We start from the raw sequence: 12,356 nt of genomic DNA on the forward strand, positions 1-12,356 counted from the left end.
TCCACGCCATGCGGATGTCGAGAGTGGTTAACGGCGTTCACCGCGATGAGAAATGCACTCACGACGATGACTGCGCGATGCGGCTGCATTCGTGCACCATGAACGGGGCAAGCGACTGGAGAACACGATGACGACCCGCGATCCACGCGTCGACACCTACATCGCGAACGCCGCGCCGTTCGCGCGACCGCTGCTCGAACGTTTGCGTCGCGACATGCATGCGGCCTGTGCGGAGCTCGACGAATCGATCCGCTGGGCGCGTCCCGTGTTCATGCACAAGGGCCGCCTTATCGCAGGCATGGGCGCGTTCAAACAGCACGCGAGTTTCGGGTACTGGCGCGGCGGCGAAGTGGTGGGCGAAGCGCGCAACGACGGCATGGGCCAGTTCGGCCAGTTGCGTTCGCTCGACGACCTGCCGCCCACCGCGGACATCGCCGAACAGGTGCGCCGCGCGATCGCGCTGGTCGAAAGCGACGCACCGAAACCGACGCGTGCGCGCACGCCGCGCCCCGCGCTGGAGATGCCCGAGGTCATGCGCGACGCGCTGGACGCGCATCCGGTCGCGCGTCGCCATTTCGACGCGTTCTCGCCCAGCCAGCGCCGCGACTACATCGAATGGATCGTCGAAGCCAAGCGCGACGACACCCGCGCCCGCCGGCTGGCGCAGGCGCTCGAATGGCTGGCCGAGGGAAAACCCCGCCATTGGAAGCATCTGGGCGGCTGAAGGTTCGCCCCCGACCGCCGTTAAGGATTGAGGCGGACCGTCTGGCCCGCCACTGCGGGGACGTCCCGCTGCCGTCGTTTGCGGGGCCATTGATGCACGACCACCTGCCGTCGGCCGCGATCGCATCGCGTGCCGGCGCTCCAACGGAGCCGCCGACGCGCCTGTGCGCGCGTCACGGGCGTGCGTTCCGCCGGAGTCGCGGATGAGTCGCGCGTCGCTGCGACGCCAGCTTGCCGCCGGCGTGATGCTGGTGCAGGCCGTACTGATGACCGCATTCGTCGCGCATGCGGTGCTGCGCCAGCAGTCGTCCCTGCGCGATGCCGAAGCCCGCCACGTGCACCAGCTGTCCACGCGTGCCGCCACCCGGCTTGCGTCCGCGGTGGTGCGGGGCGACGTCGCGTCGGCGAACACCATCGCCGCGACACTGGCCGACGACGCCGGGCTCATCGCCTTCGATGTGGTCGACGCCAACGGTGGCGAGGTGGTGCGCCGCGGCGACGCGCATGCCGGCGCGAGTATCCCGTTGCGCGCCGGCGGCCGCAGCGTCGGCACGCTGCGCGTCGTCTCCGATCCGGCACCGATCGCGCGCGCGCTGAGCGACACGTTGCGCGACGGCCTGATCTTCGCGCTCGTCGCCGTTGCGCTCGGTGCGCTGCTCGCGGTCGGCCTCGCTCACATGGTCACGCGTCGCCTGTACCGCTTGCTCGACGTCGCCGACGCCGTGCGCGAAGGGCGCCATGATGTGCGCGCACCGCCGAGCCGCGTGCACGAGGTCGGCCGTCTGGTCGACTCGTTCAACGGCATGCTCGACGCCCTCGCCGAACGCGGCCAGGCGCTGGCGCGGCTCAACGAGGAACTGGAAGCGCGCGTCGAGGAACGCACGGCCGAACTCGTCGAAAGCGCCGCCAACCATCGCGCCATCCTCGAGCAGGCGAACGATGCGTTCCTGATGCTCGACGAGGACGGCCGGGTCGTCGAATGGAACCGCGCCGCGCGCACGATCTTCGGCTGGTCGCGCAGCCAGGCCTACGGTCGGCGCTTCTCCGAGCTGCTGCTCCCCGAACTGCAGCGCGAGGATTTCGACGCCGACCTGCGTTCCTTCATTGCCGGCGGCGAGACGCAATGGATCGGTCGTCGTGCCGAGATGCAGGCGTTGACGCGCGACGGTCGCGAGATTCCCACCGAACTGTCGATCCGCTCGCGCTGGCGCGGTGATCGCCGCTATTTCGACGCGTTCCTGCGCGACATCACCGGGCGCAAGCAGCTCGAAGTGTCGCTGGCGATGCAGGCGCTGCATGATCCGCTGACCGGCTTGCCGAATCGTCGCCTGCTGCTCGAATCACTGCCGCGCGCGCTGCAGCGCGCCGATCGCAACGGCACGGCGCTCGGCGTCTACTTCATCGACCTCGACGGCTTCAAGCAGATCAACGACACCTACGGCCACGATGCCGGCGACGACGTGCTGCGCGAGTTCGCCTGCCGCATCCGCGATTCGGTGCGCGCGGTCGACATGGTCGCGCGGCTCGCAGGCGACGAGTTCGTCGTAGTCGCCGAAGCCTTTGCCGAACCGATGCCGACGGCGGATCTCGTCGCCGGCAAGCTGCTGCGCGTCGCCGATGCGCCCTATGTGGTGGCCGACACCGAACGCCACCTCTCGTCCAGCGTCGGCGTCGCCGTGTACAAGCCGCGCAGCGGCATCGACGCGACCACGCTGCTCGCCCGCGCCGACCAGGCCATGTACAACGCCAAGCGCAACGGCAAGGGCCGGGCGACGTTGTGGGCCCCGGAGCTCGCGACCGTCGCGTCGCACTGAGTCGACGCAGCGCAACGCGGCCGTGCGCTAGGGTTCGGCGTCCTTCGACGCGAGCCGACGATGAGCCTTCCCGCCACCATGACCGCGATCGCCGTGCGCGACGGTGCCGGCCCCGCCGACGCCCTGCATCCCGTGATCGCCGATCGTCCGGAACCCGCGCCCGGCCAGTTGCTGCTGCGCGTGCTCGCCGCGGGCGTGAATCGTCCCGACCTGCTCCAGCGAGAGGGCCGCTATCCGCCGCCGCCGGGTGCGCCGGCCACGCTCGGGCTCGAGGTCGCGGGCGAAGTCGTGCGGGCGGCCGGGCGCTGGCATGAAGGCGATCTGGTGTGCGCACTGCTCGGCGGCGGTGGTTATGCGGAATACGCCGTCGTCGATGCGCGTCATGCGCTGCCGATCCCAGGCGGCCTCGACGTGCTGCAGGCCGCGGCCATTCCGGAAACCGCATTCACCGTCTACGCCAACGTGTTCGAGCACGGCGGACTGAAATCCGGCGAGACGTTGCTAGTGCACGGCGCGACGTCGGGCATCGGCGTGATGGCCATCCAGATGGCGAAGGCGCACGGCGCGCGCGTGATCGCGACGGCACGCGGTGCGGAGAAGGCACAGGCGGCGCGCGACCTCGGCGCCGACATCGCGGTCGACACCACGCGCGAAGAGTTCGGCGCGATCGCGAAAGATGCGGGCGGCGTCGACGTCGCGCTCGACATGGTGGGCGCGCCGTACTTTGCACAGACGATGGAAGCGCTCAACACCGGCGGTCGCGTCGTCTACATCGCCTCGCAGGGCGGCGACATGCTCGAAGTGCCGGTGTGGATGCTGATGCGCAAGCGCGCGGTGCTCACCGGTTCGACGCTGCGCCCGCGCGACGCTGCGGAAAAGGCGCGGCTCGCGACGGAAGTCGAGCGCGTGGTCTGGCCGTGGATCGCGGATGGCCGCATCCGCGTCGTCGTCGATCGCACCTTTCCGCTCGCCGAGGCCGCGCAGGCGCATGCGTGGCTGGAGTCGGGCCGGCACACCGGCAAGATCGTGCTGATGCCCTGATGCGGCTCAGTCGATCGGCGTGACGGCGTCGCCGATCGCGATGCGGCCGGTGCCGCGCGGAATCAGGTTCATGCCGAACGCAACGCCCTTCGGCGTGCGGCGATACGTAAGCAGCGTACGCAAGGGCTCGCCGTCGGGATCGCGCGTCATCGTCGCGGGATCGATCGTGGTGAACACGCAGCGCGTGCAGAGTTTGACGGCATCGAACTCGACATCACCGATGCGCACGCGTCGCCAGTCGTCTTCCGCATGCGGTGCGGTGCCGGCGACGACGATGTTCGGACGGAAGCGCACCATCGGCACCGGCGACGCCAGTCGCCCGTTGAGGTCGTCGAGCGCGGCCTGCGAGATCACCAGCAGCGGATAACCGTCGGCGAAGCTCACTTCATCGCCGTCGATCGCGTAATCGGGGTCGACCGGGCGATGCACGCTGTCGTCCATGTGCACGAGTCGCGCGGGCAGGTTGAGATAGCGCGTCAGCCACGCGGCTGCAGCGTCGCCGGCATCGATCGCCTCGACGCGGTCGTCCCAGATCACGACGTGTCTGCGCGGTGCGTCGTGCCGAGGAACGGGCACATGGATCGGCGCTTCGCCACTAGCCGACAGCACGACGCCCTGCGCATCCGGCAACGCGCGAATGCCGACCAGCCGCGGATGCTTGCGGGCGGCCAGGAAGTTCCCGTCCGCATCGACCGCCAGCCAGCGCCGATCCCCGACCGGGCCGCGTGGCGTCACGTCGAGCGTGTCGACGTCGAGCTGCGCGCAGGACTTGAGCGGGTGGATGTGCAGCGAGGCGACGTGCATCGGGCGACTCCGGTCGGGCCGCCATTATTGCCGCGGCGGAACGTCAGGTGCGCGCAGCGGCTTTCTCTAGCTGCATGCGTTCCAGTTCGATCTGTTCGCGCTTTTCCTGTTGCTTGCGAAGCTCTTCGCGACGGATCGCTTCGGCTTCGTCCGCGCTCGGCGCCGCGTGCAGCGACAGCGACAGCCCGGCCGCGTTCGCAGGCTCGCCACGTCGACTCTTGAGCTTGATGTTCAGCCGCAACTCGTTCGCGGAATCCGCGTTGCGGATCGCTTCGTCGTACGAGATCAGGCCGTCGTTGTAGAGCTCGAACAGCGCCCAGTCGAACGTGCGCATGCCGAGCTCGCGCGACTTGTTCATGATCCCCTTGAGCTCGTTGAACTCGCCCTTGAAGATCTTCTCGGCGATCGTCGGCGTATTGATCAGGATTTCGATCGCCGCGGCGCGCCCCTTGCCGTCTTCGGTGCGCACCAGGCGCTGCGAGACGATCGCGCGCAGGTTCGCCGACAGATCCATCAGCAGCTGCGTGCGGCGCTCTTCCGGGAAAAAGTTGATGATGCGTTCCATCGTCTGCGACGCGCTGTTGGCGTGCAGGGTGGACAGGCACAGATGCCCGGTTTCGGAAAACGCGATTGCGTGTTCCATCGTCTCGGCATCGCGGATCTCGCCGATCAGGATCACGTCCGGCGCCTGTCGCAACGTGTTCTTCAGCGCGTGATGCCAGCTGTGCGTGTCGACGCCGACTTCGCGGTGCGTCACCAGCGATTTCTGCGACGAATGCGCGTACTCGACCGGATCCTCGACCGTGATGATGTGGCCAGCGGTGGTGCGATTGCGATGGTCGAGCATCGCCGCGAGCGAGGTCGACTTGCCCGACCCGGTGCCGCCGACGAGCAGGATCAGGCCGCGCTTGGCGAGCACGAGCTCCTTCAGCACCTCGGGCAGGCGCAGCTTCTCGAAGTTCGGTATTTCCGCGGCGATCGTGCGCAGCACCATGCCGACATGGCCCTGCTGCATGAACACGTTGACGCGGAAGCGCGACACGCCGGGCACGACGATCGCGAAGTTGCATTCGAACTGTTCGGCGAACTCCGCGCGCTGCTTGTCGTTCATCAGCGAACGCGCGAGCTGCTGCGTCACCGCGCCGGTGAGCTTCTGCGGGCTCAGCGGCGTCATCTGGCCGTTCGACTTCATGCTGGGCGGGAAGTCGTGCGCGATGAACAGGTCCGAGCCGCCGGCGTTCGCCATGGCGGCCAGGAGCTTGTGCATGTAGTCGCGAGCCTGGTCGTCGGTGAGCTGGGTCATGCGCGGCGATCGGGGGAAGACCCCCGCGATATCGGCCGCGTTCGTCGACGATGAACCGCGCGAAGCGTGCGCCGCGTGGCGATCCGGAGATCGCGCGCGGCGCGGGGTGCGTCAGTCGGCCTCGACGTCCGACGCGGCGTCCGGCAGCAGCGCGAACGGCTCGACAGCGCCGCGCAGCTTCAGCGTCATCGGCTGGCCGCGGCGGTCTCGAGCCTTGCCGGCGGCGACGCGGATCCAGCCTTCGCTCACGCAGTACTCCTCGACGTCATTGCGCTCCTTGCCGTTGAAGCGGATGCCGATGCCGCGCTCGAGCAGGGCGGCGTCGTGGAAGGGGCTGCGTGGGTCGGTGGCGAGGCGGTCGGGGAACGTGTCGGTCATGGTCGATCAGGGTCGGGCGGAGCGGGGCCGCATTATCGCAGCCGACCGTGACCAACCGCCCGTGCGCGCGCAAATCGCCTGCCGCTAGGCTTGTGCGGATGAACGAGACGCCGCCCTTCACGCTCCGGTTCGAGCCGCGCGAGCACTACCTGCTGGCCCGCGTCGACGGCCCGGAAGACACTTTCGAGGTGTCGATCGCGTACTGGATGCAGATCGAGGCCGAGTGCCGCGCGCGCGGCGTCCAGCGGCTGATGGTGGTCGAGGCGCTGCTCGGAAACGCGGTGCCGGCGGAGATGGCCGAGGTCGTGGAAGTCCTGATCGGCATGGGTTTCCGGGACATCCGGGTCGCTTATGTCGACGCCACCGAGAACGCCGGGCTGCTGGTCGCGGCCGAGGCGCGGGCCTTGGACGCAGGGCTCGTCGGCCGCGTCTTCCGGAATGAACAGGAGGCCGAGCGCTGGCTGCTGGCCGACCTCGCGCTGGCCCAAGCGGACGCCGCACCGGCAGCGCCGTTACGGCGACCCGCCTGAAGAAGCGACAGACGGACGTTGCAATTGGTGGCTACACGCTCTACGGTAGCCCCGCTGCTCCAGGGGTCACCGTGACCTGTGACCCGATGCTGTTGATCGATGATCCGCTCCATCGTTGCTAGATCACTCCTTGTGAACAGCGCTACCGCCGCTCCCGCGGCACCATCCATTGTTCTAAGGAGTTACACATGTCCCGTGAAGTCGGCACTGTGAAGTGGTTCAACGACGCTAAGGGCTTCGGTTTCATCAGCCGCGAGAATGGCGAAGACGTGTTCGTGCATTTCCGCGCGATCCAGACCCAGGGCTTCAAGTCGCTGAAGGAAGGCCAGAAGGTCTCCTTCACCGTGACCCAGGGTCAGAAGGGCCTGCAGGCCGAAGCCGTCCAGCCGGAGTAATCCGCGCGGACCTTCAGGTCGCAAATTAAAAGCCCGGCTTCGGCCGGGCTTTTTTTTGCCTGTCGTTCGGGCGGGTCAGCGCACTTCGACCCGCGCACCGCCCGCGCCGCGTGCCTGCGCGAGAGCATGCTCGGCGCACTCGAGCGCATCGCTCGCGCGTTCGCCGGGTTCGACCGTCGCAAGCCCGATGCTCAGCGTGACCGGCACGCCGGAAGCGGGATTGCCGGCGTGATCCGACAACCGCACGCACTGCGCGACCGCCTGGGTCAGCGACATCGGCATCGCCAGCGCGAACCCGCGGCCGATGCGCGCCACGCGACCTTCGGTGACGTCGCCAGCGCTCAGCAGTCGGCCGAGTTCGAGCAGTACGCGCCGGGTTTCGTCGCCACCGTGGATTTCCTCGAAGTTGTCGAGGTCGTCGATCTCGATGCGCGCGACCTGCAGTTCGCCGTCGGTGCGCGCCGCGATTTCGGCGTCCAGCGCCTCGGCGAACGCGACCGGGCCGGGCAGGCGCGTCAGCGGATCCACCACGCCCGGGGTCGCCGCCTGCGGCGCATGTGACTGCAGCAGCGCTTCATGACGGACCAGCTGCGAAGCGAACCATTCGCGCTCACGCAGATGCAGCTTCAGCAGCCGGCTCGCGCGGCGCAGTTCGATCATGCGTGCGACCTGCCGCGCCAGCGCCTGCAGCACCTCGATCTGTTGCTGCGTCAGGCTGCGCGGCTCGCGATCGAGCACGCAGACGGTGCCGATCGGCATGCCACCGGCTTCGATCGGCGCGCCGGCATAAAAGCGGTAGCCGTTCTCGGTGACGAGCGGATTGTCGGAAAAACGCGGGTCAGCTGCGGCGTCCTCGACGATCAGCGGATCGTCCGGATCGAGGATGGCGTGCGCGCAGAACGAGATCTCGCGCGGTGTTTCCGAATCGTCGATGCCGACGCGCGCCTTGAACCACTGGCGGTCGGCGTCCACCAGAGAAATGGTCGCGGTCGGCGCGCGACAGACCGTCGCGGCGATGCGCACGATGTCGTCGTAGTCGTCTTCCGGCGCGGTGTCGAGGATGCCGAGCGCTTCGAGCAGCGACTGGCGGGACAGCTCATTGGCAGGCAGGGCGGCAGCGGACATGGCGCATCGCGAGGCGGAATTCGAACCAGCTTAGCGATGCGTGCGTTACGCCACAGCGGGGGAAATCACCTGCGCCGGTGTGAATAAAGGTGACGCGCGTCGCGCTTCAGTGCGGCGCGTCCTCGATGCGCACCGCATTGCCGCCCGCGTGCTTGGCCGCATACATGCGGCGATCGGCATGCGCGATCAGCTCGTCGGCGGTGATCGGCCCCGAGGTCTGCACCACGACGCCGACACTCGCCGACACCGCGATCTGTCCGACGCCCACATCGACCGGCAACGCCAGCGCATGGCGGATCTTCTCCGCGACGCGGCGCGCATGCGTTTCCGGATCGCGCACGTTTTCCAGCACGATCACGAACTCGTCGCCACCGAGTCGCGCGACGATGTCGGTCTTGCGTACCGATGCCACCAGGCGTTGCGCGCATTCGCGCAGCAGCACGTCGCCCGCGTCGTGGCCGAGCGTGTCGTTGACGTGCTTGAAACGATCGAGATCGACGAACATCGCGACGATCGCGCCTTCATGGCGCGCGCTGCGGTCAATCGAGCGCGGCAGGCGCTCCATCAAGCCGCGACGATTGGGTAGGCCGGTCAATGCGTCCTGCCGCGCTTGGCCTTCCAGTACCGCCATCAGGCGTTCGAGTTCGACCGTGCGCTCGGCGACCTTCGCTTCCAGTTCTTCGTGCGCGCGCTGCAATGCAGCTTCGGTCGCCTTGCGTGCGTCGATGTCCTCGACGACGACGATGAGATGCACCGGCGCGCCGCTCGCGTCGCGACGGATCGACACTTGGCGTCGCGTCCAGATCGCCTTGCCATCTATGCAGAGCAGGCGCGCTTCGACGTCGAGCGAATCGATATCACCTGCGAGCAGGCGTGCCATGTCGGCGGCGTCGGCATCGCGATCATCGGGATGCACGATGTCGCGCAGCGTGGTGCCGACAAGTTCGTCGAGGTCGCGACCGAGCAGGTCGGCAAGTCGGCGGTTGATCCGCAGCCAGTGCCCATCGAGGGCGACGTGCGCCATGCCGACCGCGGTCTGCTCGAACGCGAGGCGGAACCGTTCCTCGCTGTCGGCCAATGCCGTCGCCGCGGCTTCGCGTTCGGTGACGTCCTGCACCAGCGAAAGGATCGACGTGACGCGTCCGCTCGCGTCGAACAGCGCCGAGTCGAACCATTCGCAGACGCGCGTGCGGCCGTCGCGCGCGACCATGCGCACGGTGTGCACGCTGCGCGAGGCTTCGCGCGTGGCGAGGCGCTGCATCGCGGCGTCGACGACCGCAACGTCATCGGGATGCAGCATCGGTGCGGTGGACGGTTCGCGGCCGACGATCTCGTCCTCGCGCCAACCGAACATTTCGCGTGCGCGATGCGACCAGTGGGAGACGCGCAGGTGGCGATCCCATTCGACGGTCGCCAACGGGGAGTTGTCCGCATGCAGCTGCAGGCGGGCCAGCGCGCGATCGAGTTCGTGCGTGCGCTGCGTGATGCGGCGTTCGAGTTCGTCGCGATGGCGAAGCAGCGAATCGCGTGCGCGCACCTGGTCGGTGACGTCGCGCGCGGTGCAGTAAAGACGCGCGACGTCGAACTCGCGCACCTGCCATTCGATCCAGCGATAACCGCCGTAACGCGAACGCAGGCGGCCGCGGAACGTCGTATCGGCCAAGCCCCCGCGCACGTCGGCGAACTGCGCGAGCACGCGGTCGCGATCGTCCTCGTGCACGAATTCGTCGACGCGATGGCCGACGAGTTCGCGCGCCGGCCAGCCGAGCGTGGTTTCCCATGCGGGATTCACTTCGACGAGCCGATCGCGTGCGTCGACGAAGGCGAGCAGGTCGGGCGTCAGCGCGAAGAAGGCATCGCGCTCGGCGGCGGCACGGCGCTGCGCGGACAGGTCTTCGGCATGGACGATGAAACCGGCAACGCGGCCGTCCGCATCAAGCATGCGCAGAACGTCGAGCACCGGCTGCGATGCGGCGTGCTCTGGTTCGAGCCGCAGCCGTGCACGACGGCCGGCGAGCAGGTCGTCGAGCGCCGTGGCATGCATCGCCCCGGCCAGCTGGCGCAGCGACGGCAACGTGTCGCCGCCGAGGATGGCGCGCAGCGCGGTGTTGGCATGCAGCCACTGAGCGGCCGTGTCGACGCAGCCGATGCCGAACGGCGCGTCGGCGAATGTGCCCTCGAGGGCAGCATCGAGCGAACGGTCGAGGGTGGTGCTGTTCATGGCGCGAATTGGTGCGCGGCAACACGTGCGGGCGTCGCAGTTGCGCCTGATCCGCGCGCGACGCGGGCGCGAGGCAGGACACGGACGCCGCGATGGGGTGTCGTTCGCATGGGTCGGCCGGAGTGGATCTCCGGGCGGGCGGCCCGGGCGGCGCCAAGGGTGGGCCGCACCGGGTGGAGAATCAAGCGCGTCGCCTTAGTCGGCGTCGACCTCGAGGTTGAGCACGCGGTCGACCAGGCGGGTGATGTGGCGCAGCTGGTCGTCGAACGCAGGCGCCGCGACCTCGCGATCGGGGCGACGCAACGGGGTCAGGCTGGCGCGGATTTCGCAGGCCAGCGCGACGAGCTGCTCGCCCTGCGCACGCACGCGCTGACGCTCGGCCTGCGCGACGCGGTGCTGCTCGGTGACGTCGACCAGCAGGTCGAGCCCGCCGGTCACGTCACCGTGGTCGTCGATCAGCGGGCTCGCATAGCTCAGTGCATGGCGACGCGTGCCATCGGGCCGCGCGAGCTGCACGCGACGCCCGTGGTGCGGCACGCCGTCATGCACGGCGCGCGCGAGCGGCGATGAGCAGTGCGACATCGGTCGGCCGTCTTCGTCGAACAGCTGCATGGCGCCGCTCCAGCGCGGTGCGTCGTCTTCGAGGTCGGGTTGGCAACCCCAGAGCGCGATCGCCTTCGCCGTGCAGTGGGTGATGCGGCCGTGCGCGTCGCAGATGCACGCACCCGCCGGCAGTAGATCGAGCATCGTATGGAGATGGACGTGCGCGTTGTTGCGCGACGCCGGGGAGCGGTGGATCTGCATGAGCATCCCGCGCCTCTTGGACCTACAGGGGGCGGCGAGGATTTGCGTCGTTCCGTGAAGCAGGCGTCAACGTTCCCTGTTCATTCCGTTCGCGACGAGTGCACGCTGTCGCTTGCGCCAGCGGCCGGTCGCGCAGCGAGTTCGTGTCGATCGAGATGTCGCACTTCGACGATCTGGTCGAGGAACAGATCCACCCATCGCGCCTGCTCGGGATGCTCGAGTGCGGGTTGTTCGAGGCGCACGGTGCCGTTCGTACCTTCCACGCCGTTCGGATCGAAGAACTGCATCGTCATCGGACGCCCCGCGATCACGCCGCTGAGCACGCGGCCGTCGTCGAGCGTGAGCTGCACGTGCTCGTCGTTGGGCAGCTCGAAGATCATCGCCTGCAGGCGATCGATGTCGTACTGGGCGGTGTAGACGCGGGGTGCGATGCGCATGGGCGGTCTCCTGAAGGTCGCCATGCTCGGCGGCGGCGCGCCAAACCGCGGTGAACGAAGCGGCTTCACGCGGGTGCGAACAGCCGCTGTGCACGATCAGCGGCAGGAGGCTCCACATGCTTCGTTACCTGCTCGTGTTCGCCATCGGCGCGCTGCTCGGCGCGAACGTTGCCTGGTACTACGCGCGTTCCAACGCCGCGCCGTGCCCGGTGACGCCTGTTGCTGTGTCGACGCCGACCGGCACCGCGACGCCTGCAACGACCACGCCCTCAGCGCCGGTCGCGCCGACGCCTGGGCTGTCAGCCGTCGCGCCGATTGCGCCAGCGGCTACGCCCGTCGTCACCGGCAGCGGACTGATCATTCCGGTGGCAGGCGTCGCGCGCACGCAACTCGTCGATACCTACACGCAGAGCCGCGCCGCGGGCCGCGTGCACGAGGCCATCGACATCATGGCCCCGGCCGGAACGCCGGTATTCGCCGCGATCGACGGCACCGTCGCCAAGCTGTTCACCAGCAAGCTCGGCGGTCTGACGATCTACGAGTTCGGCCCCGACGGGCAGCGCGTCTACTACTACGCGCACCTGCAGGGCTATGCGCCCGGCCTCGCCGAAGGGCAGGCGCTCAAGCAGGGCCAGGTGATCGGCTATGTCGGCAGCACGGGCGACGCCAGCCCCGAAGCGCCGCACCTGCACTTCAGTGTCGGCGACCTCGGCCCCGAGAAGCAGTGGTGGAAGTCGACGCCGATCAATCCGTATCCGCTGCTGGCGCAGTAACGCCGCAG

The 12,356-nt window shown here is 68.5% G+C and carries 13 protein-coding genes; 6 read left to right on the plus strand and 7 right to left on the minus strand.

What is annotated here, in order from left to right:
* The first annotated feature begins 127 nt into the window (after positions 1 to 127).
* The 3 genes from ACVWWW_RS03385 to ACVWWW_RS03395 all read left to right on the plus strand — a co-directional run bounded on the left by ACVWWW_RS03385 (position 128) and on the right by ACVWWW_RS03395 (position 3,578).
* The gene (locus ACVWWW_RS03385) at positions 128 to 724 is read left to right on the plus strand and encodes a YdeI/OmpD-associated family protein (protein WP_027083881.1); all 597 of its coding nucleotides are present in this window, start codon (positions 128 to 130) and stop codon (positions 722 to 724) included.
* 202 nt (positions 725 to 926) lie between these two features.
* Entirely contained in the window at positions 927 to 2,537 is a 1,611-nt protein-coding gene (locus ACVWWW_RS03390) for a diguanylate cyclase domain-containing protein (protein ID WP_051235542.1), read from the plus strand.
* A 60-nt stretch (positions 2,538 to 2,597) separates the two neighbouring features.
* A complete protein-coding gene (locus tag ACVWWW_RS03395; RefSeq protein WP_027083880.1) occupies positions 2,598 to 3,578 on the plus strand; it encodes an NAD(P)H-quinone oxidoreductase in 981 nt (326 codons plus the stop codon).
* 6 nt (positions 3,579 to 3,584) lie between these two features.
* Here ACVWWW_RS03395 and ACVWWW_RS03400 read toward each other — a convergent pair whose 3' ends face one another.
* From ACVWWW_RS03400 to ACVWWW_RS03410, 3 genes are all read right to left on the minus strand, one after another.
* On the minus strand, positions 3,585 to 4,382 hold the full coding sequence (locus ACVWWW_RS03400; RefSeq protein ID WP_027083879.1) for an MOSC N-terminal beta barrel domain-containing protein: 798 nt from the start codon (positions 4,380 to 4,382) through the stop codon (positions 3,585 to 3,587).
* 43 nt (positions 4,383 to 4,425) lie between these two features.
* Positions 4,426 to 5,685, minus strand: a complete 1,260-nt coding sequence (locus tag ACVWWW_RS03405; protein ID WP_036143206.1) for a PilT/PilU family type 4a pilus ATPase — start codon at positions 5,683 to 5,685, stop codon at positions 4,426 to 4,428.
* A 111-nt stretch (positions 5,686 to 5,796) separates the two neighbouring features.
* Positions 5,797 to 6,063: a DUF3297 family protein gene (locus ACVWWW_RS03410; RefSeq protein WP_027083878.1), complete on the minus strand. Its 267-nt coding sequence runs from the start codon at positions 6,061 to 6,063 to the stop codon at positions 5,797 to 5,799.
* A 98-nt stretch (positions 6,064 to 6,161) separates the two neighbouring features.
* Here ACVWWW_RS03410 and ACVWWW_RS03415 point away from each other — a divergent pair, with 98 nt between their 5' ends.
* Positions 6,162 to 6,593 carry a hypothetical protein gene (locus tag ACVWWW_RS03415; RefSeq protein ID WP_027083877.1) on the plus strand — a complete coding sequence of 144 codons (432 nt, stop codon included), beginning with the start codon at positions 6,162 to 6,164 and terminating at the stop codon, positions 6,591 to 6,593.
* A 188-nt stretch (positions 6,594 to 6,781) separates the two neighbouring features.
* Complete coding sequence (locus ACVWWW_RS03420) at positions 6,782 to 6,988, plus strand: cold-shock protein (RefSeq protein WP_027083876.1); 207 nt, start codon at positions 6,782 to 6,784, stop codon at positions 6,986 to 6,988.
* 75 nt (positions 6,989 to 7,063) lie between these two features.
* Here the strand turns inward: ACVWWW_RS03420 and ACVWWW_RS03425 are convergent, their stop codons facing one another.
* The 4 genes from ACVWWW_RS03425 to ACVWWW_RS03440 all read right to left on the minus strand — a co-directional run bounded on the left by ACVWWW_RS03425 (position 7,064) and on the right by ACVWWW_RS03440 (position 11,575).
* Positions 7,064 to 8,113, minus strand: coding sequence for a GAF domain-containing protein (locus tag ACVWWW_RS03425; RefSeq protein WP_027083875.1), 1,050 nt, complete (start codon positions 8,111 to 8,113; stop codon positions 7,064 to 7,066).
* Positions 8,114 to 8,219: 106 nt separating this feature from the next.
* Positions 8,220 to 10,334 carry a sensor domain-containing diguanylate cyclase gene (locus tag ACVWWW_RS03430; protein ID WP_027083874.1) on the minus strand — a complete coding sequence of 705 codons (2,115 nt, stop codon included), beginning with the start codon at positions 10,332 to 10,334 and terminating at the stop codon, positions 8,220 to 8,222.
* 195 nt (positions 10,335 to 10,529) lie between these two features.
* Positions 10,530 to 11,144, minus strand: coding sequence for a PAS domain-containing protein (locus tag ACVWWW_RS03435; RefSeq protein ID WP_027083873.1), 615 nt, complete (start codon positions 11,142 to 11,144; stop codon positions 10,530 to 10,532).
* Positions 11,145 to 11,218: 74 nt separating this feature from the next.
* A complete protein-coding gene (locus ACVWWW_RS03440) occupies positions 11,219 to 11,575 on the minus strand; it encodes a DUF3247 family protein (RefSeq protein ID WP_051235540.1) in 357 nt (118 codons plus the stop codon).
* 116 nt (positions 11,576 to 11,691) lie between these two features.
* Between ACVWWW_RS03440 and ACVWWW_RS03445 the strand changes: the two genes are divergently transcribed.
* Positions 11,692 to 12,348, plus strand: coding sequence for a M23 family metallopeptidase (locus ACVWWW_RS03445; RefSeq protein WP_036143204.1), 657 nt, complete (start codon positions 11,692 to 11,694; stop codon positions 12,346 to 12,348).
* The last annotated feature ends 8 nt before the right edge of the window (positions 12,349 to 12,356 follow it).

This window comes from Lysobacter sp. HA18 (assembly GCF_054057595.1).